The organism is Pigmentibacter sp. JX0631, from assembly GCF_029873255.1.
Lineage (GTDB): Bacteria > Bdellovibrionota_B > Oligoflexia > Silvanigrellales > Silvanigrellaceae > Silvanigrella.
Genome location: NZ_CP123622.1, coordinates 1,593,737 through 1,612,590 on the forward strand (window position 1 = coordinate 1,593,737; position 18,854 = coordinate 1,612,590).

At 30.3% G+C, this 18,854-nt stretch carries 16 protein-coding genes; 7 read left to right on the forward strand and 9 right to left on the reverse strand.

The genetic code is table 11. From position 1 onward, the window contains the following. Positions 1–55: 55 nt before the first annotated feature. The 4 genes from QEJ31_RS06945 (at position 56) to QEJ31_RS06960 (ending at position 5,713) form a co-directional block, all read left to right on the forward strand. Positions 56–1,654, forward strand: coding sequence for an HD domain-containing protein (locus tag QEJ31_RS06945; RefSeq protein ID WP_280593059.1), 1,599 nt, complete (start codon positions 56–58; stop codon positions 1,652–1,654). A 31-nt stretch (positions 1,655–1,685) separates the two neighbouring features. After that, the gene (locus QEJ31_RS06950) at positions 1,686–3,833 is read left to right on the forward strand and encodes a thioredoxin domain-containing protein (protein WP_280593060.1); all 2,148 of its coding nucleotides are present in this window, start codon (positions 1,686–1,688) and stop codon (positions 3,831–3,833) included. A 9-nt stretch (positions 3,834–3,842) separates the two neighbouring features. Continuing rightward, positions 3,843–4,682, forward strand: a complete 840-nt coding sequence (locus tag QEJ31_RS06955) for a pyruvate, water dikinase regulatory protein (protein WP_280593061.1) — start codon at positions 3,843–3,845, stop codon at positions 4,680–4,682. A gap of 83 nt (positions 4,683–4,765) precedes the next feature. After that, complete coding sequence (locus tag QEJ31_RS06960) at positions 4,766–5,713, forward strand: glycosyltransferase family 2 protein (protein WP_280593062.1); 948 nt, start codon at positions 4,766–4,768, stop codon at positions 5,711–5,713. Positions 5,714–5,760: 47 nt separating this feature from the next. On the opposite strand, the gene QEJ31_RS06965 is transcribed toward QEJ31_RS06960, so the two are convergent. The 4 genes from QEJ31_RS06965 to lpxC form a co-directional block, all read right to left on the reverse strand. Then, positions 5,761–6,165: a chorismate mutase gene (locus QEJ31_RS06965; RefSeq protein WP_280593063.1), complete on the reverse strand. Its 405-nt coding sequence runs from the start codon at positions 6,163–6,165 to the stop codon at positions 5,761–5,763. 16 nt (positions 6,166–6,181) lie between these two features. Continuing rightward, positions 6,182–7,657 carry a cysteine--tRNA ligase gene (cysS, locus tag QEJ31_RS06970; RefSeq protein ID WP_280593064.1) on the reverse strand — a complete coding sequence of 492 codons (1,476 nt, stop codon included), beginning with the start codon at positions 7,655–7,657 and terminating at the stop codon, positions 6,182–6,184. Between the two features lie 5 nt (positions 7,658–7,662). Continuing rightward, on the reverse strand, positions 7,663–8,784 hold the full coding sequence (dnaJ, locus tag QEJ31_RS06975) for a molecular chaperone DnaJ (RefSeq protein WP_280593065.1): 1,122 nt from the start codon (positions 8,782–8,784) through the stop codon (positions 7,663–7,665). 257 nt (positions 8,785–9,041) lie between these two features. Next, positions 9,042–10,007, reverse strand: coding sequence for a UDP-3-O-acyl-N-acetylglucosamine deacetylase (gene lpxC / locus QEJ31_RS06980; protein WP_280593066.1), 966 nt, complete (start codon positions 10,005–10,007; stop codon positions 9,042–9,044). 389 nt (positions 10,008–10,396) lie between these two features. On the opposite strand from lpxC, the gene QEJ31_RS06985 reads away from it, so the two are divergent. Beyond that, positions 10,397–10,888 (forward strand): single-stranded DNA-binding protein, encoded by a 492-nt coding sequence (locus QEJ31_RS06985; protein WP_280593067.1) that lies wholly within the window; start codon positions 10,397–10,399, stop codon positions 10,886–10,888. A 22-nt stretch (positions 10,889–10,910) separates the two neighbouring features. Here QEJ31_RS06985 and QEJ31_RS06990 read toward each other — a convergent pair whose 3' ends face one another. The 4 genes from QEJ31_RS06990 to QEJ31_RS07005 all read right to left on the reverse strand — a co-directional run bounded on the left by QEJ31_RS06990 (position 10,911) and on the right by QEJ31_RS07005 (position 15,696). Then, positions 10,911–12,149 (reverse strand): neprosin family prolyl endopeptidase, encoded by a 1,239-nt coding sequence (locus QEJ31_RS06990; RefSeq protein WP_280593068.1) that lies wholly within the window; start codon positions 12,147–12,149, stop codon positions 10,911–10,913. Between the two features lie 276 nt (positions 12,150–12,425). After that, positions 12,426–12,923, reverse strand: coding sequence for a hypothetical protein (locus tag QEJ31_RS06995; RefSeq protein ID WP_280593069.1), 498 nt, complete (start codon positions 12,921–12,923; stop codon positions 12,426–12,428). 26 nt (positions 12,924–12,949) lie between these two features. Then, positions 12,950–13,966 carry a hypothetical protein gene (locus QEJ31_RS07000; RefSeq protein WP_280593070.1) on the reverse strand — a complete coding sequence of 339 codons (1,017 nt, stop codon included), beginning with the start codon at positions 13,964–13,966 and terminating at the stop codon, positions 12,950–12,952. Between the two features lie 44 nt (positions 13,967–14,010). Beyond that, positions 14,011–15,696: a hypothetical protein gene (locus tag QEJ31_RS07005; RefSeq protein ID WP_280593071.1), complete on the reverse strand. Its 1,686-nt coding sequence runs from the start codon at positions 15,694–15,696 to the stop codon at positions 14,011–14,013. 479 nt (positions 15,697–16,175) lie between these two features. Here QEJ31_RS07005 and QEJ31_RS07010 point away from each other — a divergent pair, with 479 nt between their 5' ends. Further along, positions 16,176–16,907: a M15 family metallopeptidase gene (locus QEJ31_RS07010; protein WP_280593072.1), complete on the forward strand. Its 732-nt coding sequence runs from the start codon at positions 16,176–16,178 to the stop codon at positions 16,905–16,907. A 28-nt stretch (positions 16,908–16,935) separates the two neighbouring features. Here QEJ31_RS07010 and QEJ31_RS07015 read toward each other — a convergent pair whose 3' ends face one another. Continuing rightward, positions 16,936–17,949 carry a histone deacetylase family protein gene (locus tag QEJ31_RS07015; protein ID WP_280593073.1) on the reverse strand — a complete coding sequence of 338 codons (1,014 nt, stop codon included), beginning with the start codon at positions 17,947–17,949 and terminating at the stop codon, positions 16,936–16,938. A gap of 176 nt (positions 17,950–18,125) precedes the next feature. Between QEJ31_RS07015 and QEJ31_RS07020 the strand changes: the two genes are divergently transcribed. Beyond that, positions 18,126–18,854 carry a glycerophosphoryl diester phosphodiesterase gene (locus QEJ31_RS07020; RefSeq protein WP_280593074.1) on the forward strand — a complete coding sequence of 243 codons (729 nt, stop codon included), beginning with the start codon at positions 18,126–18,128 and terminating at the stop codon, positions 18,852–18,854.

Below are 18,854 nucleotides of genomic sequence, written 5' to 3' on the forward strand. Positions count from 1 at the left end.
GCACCTATTTAACATTAATAACTTTTTTGTTAAATGGTAATGAAAAGGAGATCTAATGGTTCCCAACATAACAAGAAAACCTACCTCAATAAGTGACATAACAACATTAAAACTGAAATATACTGGAAAAATAAGAGATTCTTTGCATGATACAATACCTTTCACAGAAGCTGAAAAATATATCATAAATAAAGAAGAATTTCAAAGACTTAGAAGAATCACGCAAACCGCTTTTACTTCATATGCATTTCCAGGAGCATCTCACACTAGATTTGAACATTCTCTTGGAGTAATGCATGTCGCAGATTTAATGATTCACTCTATTTTTCAAAATCAAAAACGCTTACTAGAAGCTCTACATGAGAATCTAGCGCAAACACCTAATAATATTATTGAATTTATAAAAGAAAGTGAAAATCGAAATGGTTCTATTCGAGAAACAACTTCTGCAATTGAAAGCCTAGAAAAAAAACCTTACTTACTTCAATGTCTTAGATTTGCTGCTCTTTTACATGATATTGGACACGCTCCATTTAGTCACTCATGTGAAAAATTTATGGTGACTTGGGCTCATTTGAAAGAGAATTATAGTACTTTAAATATTCCTAAATGGTTAAAAGATGGAATAAAAATAAAAGCTGAAAAACTTGAAGCTAAAAATTATGACCTGCAAAAAATAAAAATTCGACATGAGATTTATACGCTACTGATCATAGCTAAAATTTTTGATGGAGAAGATGAGTTTTTAAACCAAAAAATGGCTCAAGATGTTTGCTCCATTTTAGATGTATCTATATCTCCTTTTTCTAATGGAGTATTAGCTAAAAGTAATTTACAAAATCTTTTTCACGAAATTGTTAGTGGAGAAATAGATGCCGATAGAATGGATTATCTTTTGCGAGATTCCAGGGAATGTGGAATTATTTATGGTTACTTTGATTTAGGAAGAATTTTAGATTCCTTAGCATTTTACTTTAACTCGAATTCTAAAACTTTTCATTTATGTATTAGAAGAAGTGGAATATCTGCATATGAAGATTATTTAAGAGCTCGTTGGAGTATGTACCAACAAGTATACTTTCATAAAACAGTTACTGCATGCGAAGCAATGCTTGAATATGTAAAAAACAATTCGAATAATTTCCATCTCCCATTAGAAATAAATGAATATCTAAAAATAGATGAACATAGTTTTTATTCATTTATTAGCAATAAATTATCTTTAAATAATTACATAAATAATATTTTAAAAGATTTAATTTTTAAAAGAAAATTATGGAAAAGAGTTTTTGAAGAAATTATCCCAAAAAATTCTATTCAAAAAGAATCGACTATTTGCCAAAAAATAATGAATTACTTAAATACAATTAACTGTCCCGCAGAAATAATAGAATCAAGTACAAACTTAACAAATTTCTCTCCTAAGGGAAAATATTTAACATCTAAAAATAATCTTAAAGTAATAATTAAAGATGTTCACTTATTAAGATACTTGGAACCAATCGAAAATCATAGTTCATTAATTAATAGAGAAGATGAAGAATTTTTAATTCGACGTATTTATATCTCAACTTACGACTTAAATTTAAAAAATATCTCTGAAAAAGAAGTTCAAAAAAATATCTCTGAAAAGATATTCAATTACAGCAAATAAAAATTTATGATAAAATATAAAGGATATTTTAATGAATTCTGGAAAAACTAATAAACTCAAATTTGAAAATAGTCCTTACTTGTTGCAACATAGAGATAATCCAGTAAATTGGTATCCATGGGGAAATGAAGCATTTCAACTAGCAAAAAATGAAAATAAGCCAATTTTTTTATCGATTGGATATTCTACTTGTCATTGGTGCCATGTTATGGCTCATGAAAGTTTTGAAGATAATGAAACAGCGCAGTTAATGAATGAGTTATTTATAAACATTAAAGTTGATCGTGAAGAACGCCCTGATATAGATGAAATATATTTAGAGGCCGTCATGCTAATAAGTCAACATGGAGGATGGCCTTTAAGTGTTTTTCTTACTCCGGACTTAATGCCATTTTATGGAGGAACATATTTTCCTCCAGAATCTAAAGGAAATACTCCTGCTTTTAAAGATGTTTTAAAAGCAATAGCAAAATACTATTCAGAAGATAAAAATGATGCTGATAATAAATCTAACAAAATAGTTAGCTATCTAAAAGAAAGTACAGCTCAAACAAGTTTAGTAAAACTAGAAGAGTTTCTAAAAGATAATTCTTTATCTATTAATAAACTAGAAAACTTTTGCATTCCATTTTATGATAAATTACTCCAAAATTTACAAATTGATTTTGATCATTCTCACGGTGGCTTTGGTTATGCCCCTAAGTTTCCTCAGCCTTCTAAACTAGAAGCATTACTTTATTCCAAGGAAATGCATTTAAAATCATTTGCTTTCTTTACTTTAAATTCGATACGATGCGGTGGTATAATAGACCAAATTGGTGGAGGAATTTCCAGATATAGCGTTGACAATAAATGGATCGTTCCTCACTTTGAAAAAATGTTATACGACAATGCGCAAATGTTAAAAATATTTTCTTTAGCAGGATTTCTTTTAAGTAATAACAATCAAATTTTATCATTAGAATTTCATAAAACTTCTGAAAATATTTTAGAATATCTTGAACGAGATTTAAAATGCAAAATTTCCGGATTATTTTTTAGCGCCGAAGATGCTGACAGTGAAGGAGAAGAGGGTACATTTTATACCTTTTATTGGGATGAGTTTTTAGATATTTTTAAAGAAAATTCAAATTTAAAAAATTTTGCATTAAAATACTTTAATGTAACTGAAAAAGGGAATTTTGAAGGTAAAAATATACTAACTATTTCAAATAATCTTCAAAATTTATGTGATGAATTTTCTTTGACAAATGTTGAGTGTGAAAGTTTTATTAAAAAATCAAAAGATATAATATTTGATTACCGTAAATCACGTGAAAGACCTTCTTTAGATAACAAATGTATTTTATCATGGAATTCTTTACTATGTACTGGATTAATAAAAGCATCTATTACCTCGAATAATTTTTCTTTTCTAGAAAAAGGTTTAAATTTACTAACAAATATTACAAATAAATTTAAGAATTCTGAAGGTTATTTTCATATATATATTAATGGAAATTTAAAAATAGACCCTTTTCTTGATGATTTAAGTTTTTTACTAGAAGCTTGTTGTGAAGCTCTTTTTATTACAGGATCTCTTTCATTGTTAAATGAAATTTTAGATTTAATTAAAAAAATTCACGCGAACTATGTAGATCCTTCTGAGGGAATACTTTTTTATAGTAAAAATAATGAAAATACTATATGTAGACCGTCAAAACCCGAAGATAATGTTATATATAGTGCTAATTCTGCTATATTTGGTTGTTTAACTAAATTAAATTTATGGATTTCAACAAATGATGTAAAAGAAATATCTTTAAGTCAACAAAAGATGATAGATTCCCTTGCATTAATTGCTTTATCAAATACTGTTCAACTTACAGAAAAAGTTCCAACAGCATCTGCTCAAATGCTACAAAAAATAAAATTTAGTGAACATAAAAGAACTCTCATCATAAAAAACGTTAATAATTCAATTCCTTTGGAAAGTATTCATAAATCCTATGAATTTGTAACAAGTAAAACTGATGATTATTGCTTTATTGCAGTTGAAAAGAATAATAAATATAACTTGTCAGAATTAAATTTATATGTTTTAGAAAAAAATTCTAGATTACAGGACCTTGAATATGCCTTATGTGATCTTCAAGGTTGCAAAATACCACGAAAAAATATTTTCGATCTATTCAATTAAAGGTAAAATATGAATAAAGATATTCAAACACCTAATATTTTTACTGTTTCTGATGGTACCGGAGAGACGGCTTTAAGCATTGTAAGAGCTGTAAAAGTGCAATTTGAACATGAAGAAATGCATATTCAAAGATTTAATAAAGTAAGAACTCGGGATTTACTTGAAGAAATGCTTATTCAAGCAAAAGAAAAAAATGCTATTGTAGTTGCTACTTTAGTTGATCCTACATTAAGAATTTATTTAATTTCTCGATCTATGCAATTGGGAGTTAAAGTAGTTGATGTATTGTTTCCACTACTCGAGTCCGTTTCAGAACTTATTGGAAAAAGACCAAGTGCTATTCCAGGTCTACTACGTCAATTAGACGAAGATTATTTCAAAAGAATTAGCGCTATTGAGTATACAGTTAGACACGATGATGGCGTTATTTCTAATGATTTATTTGAAGCAGATATTATTTTGATAGGTGTATCAAGAACTTCAAAAACTCCTCTTTCAATGTACTTAGGTCACAAAGGTTATAAAGTTGCTAACATTCCTTTGGTACCAGGAATTGATCCTCCAGCTGAGTTATTCAAAGTAGATCAAAATAAAATAATTGGACTTATAATTGATCCATCCAGATTAGCTGAAATAAGAATTGCAAGGGTAGAAGTTTTAGGTTCAAATGATATTGGGGATTATGCTGATCTTGAAAAGATATTTGAAGAACTTGAATGGAGTAGAGAAATATTTAAAAGAAATAAAAAATGGCCAGTTTTAGACGTTACTGGGAAGGCTCTTGAAGAGAACTCTGTAGAGATTGAAAAAATTATCTTAAGTAGATTTCCTGAATTAGAAGGTGAGTAGATTCATTTTCATTTGTATTCCTTATTTGATTATTTTAATCTATTAAATGAACTCAAACAGAGGTGAGGAGAAGTTTCGCTAATATGAACCCATCAGAAATAACTTTTAGTGTAGTAATACCTGCTTATAATGAATCTGAGATGGTTCAATACTGCTATAATAAAATAACGCCAATACTCGAAGCTAAATTTAAAAATTCTTACGAAATTGTTTTTGTCGACGACGGCAGTAAAGATCAGACTTATTTGGAATTAAAAAAAATAGCAAATAATGACACAAAAGTTAAATGCATCATTCTATCTAGAAATTTTGGTAAAGAAGCCGCTATGAGCGCAGGACTTTTCCATACCAAAGGAAAATTTATTTCTGTTATAGATTGTGATTTACAAGACCCACCAGAAATCATGATAAATATGTATGACTATTTGTTAGAACAAAACTGCGATGTGGTTTATGGAGTAAGAACTGAACGATTAGGGGAAACTTTCTTAAAAAAATTAACTGCAAATTTATTTTATCGCTTTATAGGAAAGCTGTCGATAGTTGAAATCCCAAGAAACACAGGTGATTTTCGAGTTATGAAAAAAGAAGTTGTTGTTGCAATAAATGAACTTGTTGAAACACAACGTTTTATGAAAGGAATCTTTGCTTGGGTCGGTTTCAACCAAGTAAAATTTGAATACAGACGAGAAGCTAGAGTATCCGGAACTTCAAAATTCAATTTCGTCAAACTTTGGAACTTTGCCCTTGAAGGAATAACCTCCTTTACTGATATTCCTTTAAAAGTTGCAACTTACCTAGGATTTTTTCTATCTATTAGTTCAATATTTATTATGTTTAGCTATATTATTAAATATTTAATAGTTGGAGATAAAATTCAAGGTTTTCTTACTTTACTAATATCAATTCTTTTTATTGGTGGAGTTCAGTTAATGTTTTTAGGAATCATAGGGGAGTATTTAGGAAGAACCTTTTTTGAATCTAAACGCAGACCTGTTTATATTGCTAAAGAAAAGATGAACATAAAATAGCACATTATTTTTAATACATTGTGCGCCATTACAACCTTATATTTATTTTATTTTTTAATTTTACTATCCATGTATTTTTGTTGATATTTAGCCGATTCTGCTACCATTTTTTCAAACACTTCTCCAACAATAGCTACAACTTCTTCAGAAGCTCCATCTTTTCTAGCAATTTCTTTTGCTTTTTGAACTACTTCGTTAGCTCTTTTCTCGTCAAGTGCTTTTCCAACGTCTTTTCCTAATTTTATATCAGCTACTTCTTCTTGTAACTTTGTACGTTCAATTATTAATGCAACAAGTTTAGGAGTAATTTGATCAAATTTTTCTCTAACACATGTTAATTCAGTACATTTTTCTATTTTTTTTGTTTCATTTTTAGCATGATCATGGCCTTCACATGCTAAGACGTTTATAGAAAGTAATGTAACAATTGAGCTTACGGCATATTTAAGCATATTTAATTCTCCATCTTTACAAAAGAACAGTCCATTTTGTACCTGAGGGAGTATCCTGAATTTGAACACCTTGTGCAAGTAATTCATCTCGAATTGCATCAGATTTTTTCCAATCTTTATCAAGGCGAGCAAGCTTTCTTTCTTCTAGTTTTATATTTATATCTTTTGCTGAAATTTCAGAAGCTAAACTAAATTTCTTTAAATCATCAAAAAATTCTTGCGGTTCTTTTGTTAGCAATCCTAAAACATTCTTGATCCAAACTTTAAATTTTGGCCAATCATTTCTTAAAATATCAAGATCTTCTTTAGAAAGAATTTTTCCAGTTTTTTCTAAATTACTGATTTTTGAATTTACAGTTCTTATAAAATCAAAAAATATCGCTAATGCAGCGCTGCTATTTAAATCATCTGCTAAAGCTTCTTTCATTCTTAATGAAAGGCGAGGTAATTCAAGAAAAATTGAATCAGAATATTGTTTAGTTAAATCTGCTGAATTTTGAAAAGAATACTCGTTCACTAAAGAAACAAAGCGATATATTTTACCTAATTTTTTTAGATTTTCTGTAGTCATTTCAAAAGTAAAATCTAATGGTTGACCATAAGATACTGAAAGAAAAACGAGCCTTAATACTTCAGCTGGATATTTTCCTAAAAAATCTTTAATCGCCACATAGTGATTAGTACTTTTGCTCATTTTTTCGCCGTATAGAGTAACCATTCCTGCATGCAACCAGTTTGTTGCAAAAGGCTTACCAGTTGCACCTTCGGACTGTGCAATTTCTGCTTCATGATGAGGAAATATGAGATCTCTACCACCCATATGTATATCGATGGAATCTCCAAATTTTGAATGAATCATGGCAGAACACTCAACATGCCAGCCAGGACGACCATCTCCCCAAGGAGATGACCAAAATATTTCACCAGGTTTGACAAATTTCCAAAGAGCAAAATCTAAGGCATCTTCTTTTGCTTCATCAACCTCAATTCTTGCACCTTTTTTAAGATCATTAATTTTATTTTTACTTAATTTGCCATACTCACTAAATTTTCTGACTCGATAATAAACACCTGATTTAGAAACATAAGCAAATTCTTTTTCAATTAATGTTTGAATAAGGGAAATTATTTGCGGAATTGACTCTGTTACTTTAGGCTCATACTGCGGCCGAAGCAAATTGAATAATTCTAACATTTCATCTTGCTCACCAACATAACGAGAAACTATATCACTGCAAGAAACACCTTCAGAATTAGCTTTATTGATAATTTTATCATCAACATCTGTAATATTTCTAGCCCATTCTATCTCATAACCCTGATCAGCAAGAGTCCTATAAAGTAAATCATAAGAAAAAAAAGTTCGACTATGACCTATATGAGTATTTCCGTATGGCGTTACTCCACAACAATACATTTTAACCTTACCTGCACTTAAAGGATTAAAAAGTTCTTTTTTGCCTGTAAGAGTATTAAAAAAATGTATTTTCATATGAATTACCCAAATATTTTGTCAAAAAACCCGTTATTGTTTTTTACGTTTTGCCCAACTTTTTGCGCAAATGCACGCAAATGCTCTTCTGCCTCTTTATTTACTTTCGTAGGAATCTCAACACTAACTTCAATTACAAGATCCCCTTTACCTCTACCATATTTTTCTAATTTAGGAATACCTGCTCCCTGAACTATGAGTCTTTGTCCTGGTTGTATCCCAGCAGGTATTTCAATTTTACGTGGCTCTTCTTCAAAACAATCAATACTTACGTCTGTACCTAAAATGGCTTGAGCTACACCTATTTTCAATGAATATACGAGATCAAACTCTTCGCGCTTAAAAAATGGGTTAGATTCGACTTCGATGAAAACATATAAGTCTCCAGCTGGCCCTCCATTCGCACCACCTTCTCCTTCTCCAGAAACACGAAGACGCATGCCTGTATCTATTCCCGCAGGAATTTTTACATTAATATTTGAAGATTTTGTTTGAAATCCCGAACCTTTACAATCGCTACAAGGAGTTGAAATACTTTTTCCGCTTCCATTACAATCAGGACATGTTGAAGCATAAGTAAAAAAACCTTGTTGTACTGCAACTTGACCTTGCCCACGACAAGTTGAACAAGTCACAGGTTTCGTCCCTTTAGCAGCACCAGATCCTTCACAAGATGAGCATGCTGATTTACGAGGGATTTGAATTTTCTTTTCTGTCCCAAGTACAGATTCTTTAAACGTTATTTTTAAATCGTAACGAAGATCACTACCCTTCCTAGCTCTGTTACCGCCGCCTCTTTTTCGTCCGCCGCCCATTCCAAAAAGATCTTCAAATATTGAACCAAAATGTTCAAAAACATCATCGACGTTCCCAAATCCACCGCCGCCAAAACCAGCGCCATTCACTCCTGCATGCCCAAATTGATCAAATCGTTGACGCTTTGCAGAATCGCTGAGAACTTCATATGCTTCAGCTGCTTCCTTAAATTTTTCTTCTGCTACCTTGTCTCCAGGATTACGATCAGGATGATACTGAACAGCAAGTTTACGGTAAGCTTTTTTTATTTCGTCTGCAGAAGCATTCTTTGATACCTGTAAAATGTCATAATAGTTACGTTTTGTACTCATCTAATAATACTCCAGGAAACTGTCGGGGGTTTTTGTGTACATTGCGACAGAAAAAAATAGTTGCGGTCAAAACTTAACCCCGATTTTGTAAGAGTCAACAAGGTCTAATCTATTTTTATAATATTTATAATTCAATATGAAAGTCTACAACTCTTGAAATATAAGAATAAAAAAAGATTTAAAAACCGCATTAGTAACATGAACACTAACACTAGTATTCGAAAATTTCTATTATTTTTTTAAACTTTAGGAGACAGTTAGCCTGTGGCAAGACCTACTAAATTTGTTTTTAATTCGCTTAATGATTTTGGATAAGTTAGGAGAGCTTTTAAACGATTTGTATCTTTTGCATTAGGCACAAATACTCTAGTAGCAGAAGTATTTGTCAATATTGCTCTAGCAAGTTTATTATGCAAATCATGACCAGCCTTGTTAGCTATTACATGTCCCAGTACTGGCATACCTATTAAATGCAAGTCACCAATGCAATCTAGTGCTTTATGCATAACAAATTCCTGAGCATTGCGCAGTCCTTTAGCATTCATAACACCAGTTGTTCTTGACACAACGATAGCGTTATCTAAAGATCCTCCTTTTGCTAAACCTTTTGAATGTAGAAAATCAATTTCTTCTTTCAATCCAAAAGTACGTGCAAAGGAAAAAAGTTCACAAAATGATTTTGCCGTGTAATCGAGGGAGATAGCTTGTCTGCCGATAGCTTCCACATTACCAAAATCAATTGCATACGAGATAATAGGTTTTTTTGATGGTTCAATGCGAACAAAACGAGTTGGATTTTTTTCATCGACCACTTCTATTGTGTTTTCAACAATTATAACTTTTTTGGGTTCAGACAATTCCTGGATTCCAGCTTCATCTAGTAGCACCAAAAAAGGTGCGGAAGATCCATCTAAGATAGGCATTTCACTATTATTAATTTCAATAATTGCATTATCGATACCAAATCCATAAAGTGCGGCCATCAAATGTTCAATAGTAGAAACATAAACCTGCTGATTTCCAATTCTTGTTGCTAGGCTCGTATCAAAGACAGCAAAAGGATCTGCTTTAATATAAGGTTTTCCTGGAAGATCAGTACGTTGAAAAAGAACTCCAGTATTTGCTACAGCCGGTCTTATTTCTACAGATATTAAGTTTCCTGAATGAACTCCAATACCTGAGAATGATACGCTACGTCTGAGAGTTCTTTGAAAGTTCGTCATTCTTTCCCCACGAAAACAGCAAGTATAAAAATTATGAGTGATATATGATAAATAACTATCTACCACATAAAATGAGCACTAACAATTAGCACTATAACAAATTGCTAGCAAGCCTCTTCAAATGGTTAAAACGGTCATCTAGCATCCCTACACCTTCATCGGAAAGTATACTTAATTTTACAAGAGAATTTTACGTCAATGAAAAATTTCCTTTAAAACTTTTTGACGACTACAATCGTTTAGCTTGACCAGGATCTGTTCTAGGTTGCGTAAAAAACCGTCGGCTGTAAAAACGCAATTGACGCAAAAGTATCCTGACTATAAGCCTAGGAAGGGAGCATTTTTTATTCCCATAAATCATTTGTTTTTATAAGTAAGGAGAATTGCTTATGTCCGGAGTTAATAAAGTCATTCTTGTCGGAAGGTTGGGACAAGAACCTGATATGCGCAGCACAACCAGCGGACAACAAGTCTGTACTTTAAGTATTGCTACAAGCGAAACTTGGACGAAAGATGGAAATAAAGAAGAGAGAACAGAATGGCACAGAGTTGTATTATGGGGTCGTCAAGCCGAACTAGCTCATAAGTATTTGAAAAAGGGCCGACTTGTTTACATAGAAGGAAAACTTCAAACTCGCTCTTGGCAAGATCAGCAGGGACAAAAAAGATATACAACAGAAATTGTAGCAAATAACATGCAATTTTTAGAAAGTATGAATTCTAATCAAGGCCGTGATATGAATGATATCCCACCAGCTAATGATATAAATGACTACTATTCTGGTCCTAGTAATTATGACTCAACTTCTCCTACCAGAAATAGTTCTTCATCTTCATTCAGTAGCAACTCTAGACCTATGGATGATGACATCCCTTTTTAAAAGGCACTAGAAGATTTAGATATTATTTTTTCTGACCAAAATGCCAAATCAAATTATAAGGAAATGCTTCTATTGAAGAATAAAAAGGAAAATAATTTCCATTCTGTGTAAAGATGTTGATTTGTTTTTCTCCTTGATATTCAGGGTAAGGATTAACATAATTTCCATACATAACTGTTCCGTTATTTGGACTACTTGCATATACCTCTGCTCCAACACTAAACGCATTTGGTAAAACATTAGTTGAAGGATATACACGATCTGGATAATAACCCATTGCTAAAGTTGTCATCTGAGCAGAGGAGTCTCCTGTAACTAGGGTTAGGTAATATCCGGATTGCGCGTTATTTTTATCAAGATGATTCACTTGAAATATAAAATCGTTATTCTTGTTTTTGAGTGGTGTTCCAAAAGCAGGAGTGCCTGGCATTTGAATAAAATTAGCACAATACATATTATAACAAGATTTAGAACCATAATTATCAACACTAGCAAAAATAAAAATACTTGTTGAAGGAGACGACGTAAAATATGAACTTGCAATCAAACCAAACTCAACAGAATAAGTCCCTTCTGAACCCCTATTAATAAGCCAAAATTGAGCTATTGAGTGATCCGCATGACTTGCTGGAGTAACTGACTGCAATTGAGGACCTCGAAAAAAAGCTTCTGATTTTTTTGTTTTAATTTGAATAAGTTGATTATTTTCGTTTACACCTTGCTCCCATGTATAGCCAGAACCTGAGCTATTAAATAAAATATTTGGATCGGAATTCAAAGAAAAAAAATCTTTTTTATTGGTATATTTAGAAGTCAATAACATTTTTGTTGGACGAATAATTGCTACACTGCCATAAGGACATTCAAGTGATGAATTGACTTCAAAATTACTCCCCACTCTTACCAATTCAGAAAAATTTTGAGAAAAACTTTCTTTAACTTCATCTATTAAACTCTCTGCTAATTTTGGAAAATCTATTAGAGCAGGTTGTTCCGCAAATGGAATACAATCAACGACATAGTTATTTTTTTGAATTGAATTTAAGATATGTACTTTCTTGTAGTAATCAACAATTTTTTGCAAAAAAACGGCCTTTTCTGGAGTTTCTGGTTCATACTGAGAAATTGTAGTAACAAACTCTTGAAGATTATTTGAGGTATAAATACTAGGCTCTTCATTAACAGCAGAGAAAAAGTCTGCATACGAAGAAAATTGTAAAAAAAATACTAAAGAAACTACAATAAATTTTATTTTGTACATAACTTCTCCTAGAAAGAAAAAAGCAAAACCTTTTTTCGGAGAATTAAAAATTTACTGAGAAAAATATTCCTCATTATGTCAAAAAATTGAAATAATAGACTTTCTGTTGTTAACATAAAACTCTTTAAAATTATATTGTGACATTACAATCTAGGTTATTGTTTTAATGGTAAATTTACTTAACATGTAGTGACTTCAATATTTAGAAAAATAGAAAATATATTAATATTTATGAATATTATTCCCTACTAAATCAAGGTATTAGTTTAAATTATATTACTTAGAAATTCCAAGTTCTTTCAATTTTAGATCATGCTTGGCTTCAACTTCTGCAACTTTTTCTGATAACTCATTCATTTTATTTTTATATATAAAACTATCTAGTTGGCTTAACCTATTATAAATCTCAACATAATCACGTCTCTCAGCTTCTGTTAAATTATTATTATTCAGTCTCTCAATTGCATTATCTCTTTTAATTTTCTCCAATAAAAATGCTTTTTCTTCCTCTGCTTGTTCAATATTAATAGGTTCATTTTTATTACTTGAATTTACGCTGCTGGCAGATGAAAGATATTCTTCTTTATTTTTTATACTATCTGTATTTTTTGTTGTAGAATTAGGTAAAGAGGCGTTAGTAGGAAAATTATATTTCTTAGTATCTGTACTTTGCTCTTCAATTTCTTTTTTTAGTTCTTTCTTATAAAAAAGAAAAATACTAAAAAAACATATTGAAGTCATCAATAGTGAAATAATACCAACTTTTTTATTCATACCAATAACCTTTAAATCTTTGTATACTACGGTTTGTAATCAAATGTTACATTTCCTAAATATGTATACGGTTTATTGTCTTGCACTTCCATTTTTTTATACAACGTTTGGTTATCAATATTTAGAATTACTTTTCCTGATTCTTGAGATACTATTTGTTCATAAATACTCAAAAATATTTTTTTGTCAAGATCAAATTTATTAATTTTATCCAAAGATTCTTTTAAATACATTCCTGACAAAACCAAATTTTTGTTTTTAGAGTTATAAGCACTCAAATCATAGTAATCATTACTATGCAAAAGCATATTTTGATATACTGCTTCTATTTCGCTTCTTTCAAGTAAATATGTTGTTGTTGTTTGTTTTCCATACTTACCAGAAAAAATCATTTTAATTTTTGCTTTCCCTGAATATAAGTCACAAATTAAATCGCTTGCAGAAATTTCCGTGCTAGTATAGCCATTATTAAAAAATAATTGATTTAAAAATTTATCTGTTTGAGGTTTTATTTCATCTTTACTATCAATAATATTTGTTATGGAATTTTTGTCATAATCAATTGTATAAGTTACTTTATCTATTTGAAAACTATTATCTAAATCAAACTTTGAAATATCAGTATGCATAACTTCAGCTGCTTTATCTAATACTTTCCTTCGAAAATTACTTAATGCAAAAGATACTCCTGAATTCAAATTTATCAATACAGTTCCATTTTTTCGAACCATATTTTTTTGTTCAATTCGCATTGATTCAGGAAACATCTGATTCACTGCATTTCTAGCTCGAGATTCTACGGTAGCACAATTACTTACATTTACTCCTCCAGGATAAAAATTTCCTAAACTTACATTAGAGAAATTCAAATTCCCATTTAAATATTTTGGGAAGGAAATAAACGATATAGTATTGTAACTATCAATAGTAAAAGTAACTGGTTCTCTACTTTCTAGTATATTTATTTGATACACATTTTGTGCATTTGCACAGCAAAATACTAAACTTAATTTGAATAAGACAAATTTATTTAATAATTTCATTATTTTTCTCTTATAAAAAAGGGCTCTAATTTTTAGAGCCACAATTATTTACTAAATGTTAATGATCCAGAACGATCTATGATTTGAAATTCAGTTACTTTATCTTCAACCCAAATATTTGTTTTGCCTTTAAAGGCCGCAACTGCGTTTGAACTACCAAATATTGAACCAACAGTTCCTAAAACAAAAGATCCAATTTGGCAGTAGTAATGATAACATTTACCTAAACTATTAGCTGCATACATTACACCAGATGTTGGAGGAGATACTAATCCTGGAGGTGTACTGCCAGCATTCATCATAGCAAATTGTCTTAAAGCTCTATCAATTAAAAGCGCACGTTCTTCACGTTTTATATCGTCTTGTTCTTCTTTAGTGTAAATATAATCTCCATCAAACTTTAAATCAAACCAATCGCTTGAATTTTTATCTTCAACAACTGAATGGACGCTTGATGTAGAAAACCACCCGCCAGAAGTAGATTTCTTTTCAATTCTAGTGAACATATTATAAAAATTATATTTAGCCGTAAATGAACGAGTTTGTTTTGCTTGATAAGTATAATTAACATTCAAACTTATATTTGCAGATATATTTTGAATGTCTGCACCAGGAGCTGGTACGTTAACATTTGTATAGTAAACACAAGCTCCATTTAAATTTAATCTAACTTTTCCAGATAAACTTCCAAAAGGAAATTGAGCAGCAACTTCCTTATCATGAAGAGTTGGAAGTGGAGAATTAACATCTATATTATTTATAGTTTGTGACTTAATTCCAGGTATAGAAGAATCAATTACAGTTGAAACACTTGCGTCTGCAGCACCTGAATCATTTTTCAGTGAAGCAATAAAATAAGCATCTTTAATAGGAAGTTGTTGCCAACTTAAATTTAAATTACGATTCATGTTGCTAAAATCGCTTACTAGGCTCGCTGAGTTTATATTAAAGACCATAGTAGCAGTTAGGCCTTCTAAAGGAACATATTTTTTGTAACTATTTAGAGCAGCTTCTTCAATATCATCTACCATTTTTTGCAAGTCAGATAATGGTTTTACGCTTTCTACATATTTAGAATCATAGTAAGCATATTCATCATTGTAACGTTGATATTCTTTTTTAGTAAAATTATAATTATTCTCAGCGCTGGTTAAATCTCCTGCAACAAAAATCTTATAAGAAGCAAGCGTTGATTCATATTTATCTTTAGCAGCTTTGATATCTTCAGGACTAGCACCTAATAAAACAAGACGATCATAAGTCTTCTTAGTTTCTGTTACTTGATCAATAAAGTCTTTTTCTTTAGTAGCTGCTTTATTATATATAAGTGTTGCTGAATCAAAATCAGCTTTCTTTTCTACTAAAGTTGAGTAAAGTTTATCTCTTTGAATCTGAATTGGTTCATAATCTTTTATCATCTTATTTATTTTCTGAATAATCACTAACTTTGTTTTAGCACTCTGCTTTATTGCTTCTTGATCTAAACGTAACGCAGGACAAAAACCTAAATTCTGATTTTGCTGAACTGCACTGACTGAAACTTTTCCAACACTTGGTGGCAAAACATAAGCGTTTTTACATTCCTCATCCATTAAAAATCCTGCTGAATTAGTTGGAGTATTCACAGTTCCTAGTTTACATTTATTTGTAATTGTAGGACCACCTGCAAATACTTGCGCTGGTAACAGAATTACTGAAAATAGACCAAAAGACACAAGTCGTAGTGACATTTATCTCTCCCTATAACGACGAAATTAAAATATTAATAACCCTATTAATATTTTTTGGAATGTTTTGTGTAATTATAAATTACTGAATTTTATAATCAATAATAAATAATTTTTTTTACACTATGTAGATTATTAAATGAAAAATAGTTTTACTTTTTCATAATATTATTGGATTAAGGATATAAATTTTTGATATAGATAAATCTTCTTATTAATATTATGCATAACATATTAAAAAAAGAAAACTTTTACGACCTATGTATATTTACTTAATTTAATTTTTTAAAATTTGACTTTATTGAAAATTTAAGTATTTTATATTTGTTATTTTTTATTAATAAAATAACAAATGCAAAAAATATTCAAATCTTTGAAGTATTAAATTATTAATAATAAAAGTCATCTAATTAATATTTTTTTGATATTTCTTATCTGATAAAATTAGTTACTTTTTTCACTATAATCATTTTGAGGAAAAAATGATCGATCAATTTAAAGAAATACCTATAGAATCAAATTACAATTTACCGACAGAAGAAAATATTCATTGGTTACAAGAACATTCAAAAGTTACTAACATCGAGGATAACTTTAGAATAAAAGCTTTACATTCATATAAAGAAATAAAATTAGCAGGCACTTTAAATACAATGTACGCAAGACAATCTGTTGTTTTGAAACTCAATCAAGCACTTGAATATTTACCAAATAATTTTTCTTTTGCTATATTTGATGCTTTTAGAACTATTAAAACACAACTCGCTTTATTTGAATTTATCTATAACCAGCAAAAAGAATTGTACCCCAATTTAACGCATGAAGATTTATATAATAAAACAAGAGAGTTTATTGTTAATCCCAGTGAAATATCTCGCTATGCTATTCCACCCCATAATAGTGGAGGAGCTATAGATATTTCAATATTATGTAATGGACAGTTACTAGACATGGGAACGGAATTTGATGCAGTTACTCCAATGTCATACACAAACTTTTTTGAACAAAGTTACCAAATAAACCCAGAAATTTCTGAAAAAAGATGGAATGAGATTAGAATAAATAGAAGGATTTTATTTAATACTTTAAAGCATGTAGGATTTACAAATTATGATGTTGAATGGTGGCATTATGATTTAGGAGATTGTATGTGGGCAGATATCTTAAATGAAAATTGGTATTATCCATCAATGGAAAATGAAATAATGTTATGAGAACTTTTAAGATATAATTTCTGCTAACTTAATTTTCTGAAAATCCGGCTAAAAAACTTTCAACATTTCTTCCTAACTCACTAACTAAATAACCACCTTCTTGTAAAATTATTGTTTTCTTATTTAACGATCGAAATTCTTTACCTAATCTAAAAAAATCATTCGGACTTATATTAAAATGCCCAATTGGATCACCAGCTTCAATATCAAAGCCAGCTGAAAGAATTAAATAATCAGGATTAATAACTTTAAAAGCTTTTTCCAAACCTTTTAATAAAGCTTTAAAATACTCACTTGGCGAAGATAAAGGCATTAATGGTACATTTAGATTATAATTTACACCATCATCTATTCCTATTTCAGTTTCAAACCCCGTAAAATATGGATATTCAACTAAAGGATGTGCATGAATGCTTAAATAAAACACTTCAGAAGAATCATAAAATATACTTTGCGTACCATTCCCATGGTGATAATCAAAATCCACTATCATCACAGAACCCGATTGCAATAAATATTTTGCAATTACTGCCGCATTATTAAGATAACAATATCCTCCAAACATATTCTTTGAAGCATGATGCCCTGGAGGACGGCATAATGCATAACTAGGCTCACCAGTTGTTTTTGTGTAAATCGCTGCTCCATAAGCAGCACTTGCTGAAGCGACAGCAGCATTCCAAGTATTATTCATTAATGAAGTACCAGCATCAAAACAGTAATATCCCGCTCTTTTTGGAATAAAAGGTTCATGCCGAGGAATTCTGTAATCACAAGGAAAAACATATGGACAAATGACTTCATCATTTTTTAGGTTTTGTGATGACTCTAAAAAAGTTAGGTAATCTTCATCATGAACGGAAGTTAATGCTTCAAAAGGAAGAATTTCAGGCACAATAATTTCATAGCGGCCTGCTTGCTTGAAAGCTTTTAATATAGAATCTATTCTACTTACTTTGTCATTATATGAATGAGCTTTTCCATTATAAACTTCTTTTCTAATAACATGCTTCTTTTGTAACGAACTATAAAATATTTTCATGAAATTTCTTTCTAGAATAAATCTTTAATACAGTAACATTTTATTTAACGTCTATAACCATGAAATTCAACGTTCCAAAAGAAAATAGTTAAAGCCAATAATCTTGTAAATTCTAAAAATCATTTTACTATAGGCAAGATTATATTTTCATGTCAAAGATATTTAAAGGAGTAAAAATGCTAACAACTACAAAAATTCCTAGAGTGATTGGACATCGAGGAGCAAAAGGATTTGCTCCAGAAAACACGATAACTTCATTTCGCAAAGCAAAAGAAATTGGAGCGAATTGGGTTGAATTCGATGTCAAAGAAACTGAAGATGGTGTTTTAATAATAATGCACGATGATGACTTAGACAGAACTACGAATGGAAGTGGAAAATTAATTTCAAAAAAATGGGAAGCAATTAAAAATCTTGATGCTGGAAGTTGGTTTAGTAGTGAATTCAAAAATGAGAAAATTCCTACTTTTGATCAAACAATTTCTGTACTAGGTCAACTCAATTTAGGTGCCAATGTAGAAATAAAACCTTGTCCAAGCAGAGAGACTAGAACAGCAATTGCAATTGCAAATGAAATTAAAAACAAATGGCCGAAAAATCTACCAAAACCAATTGTCTCAAGTTTTAGCATGGAATCTTTATTAGCCGCAAAAAAAATAGAGCCAAATTTGATTATTGGAGCTTTATTTGAGAAGCTTCCTCCTGATTGGAAAAAAATAGCAAAAGAGGTAAAAGCACAAACTATTCATTTAGATCATGAGATTGTAACAAAAGAATTAATAATGGAAATTCAAGGAGAAGGATATCCAATATTAACCTATACCGTAAATGATCAAACTAGAGCAAATTATTTATTTGAGTTAGGTGTTTCTGCTGTTTTTACTGATTATCCATGGAAGGAATAA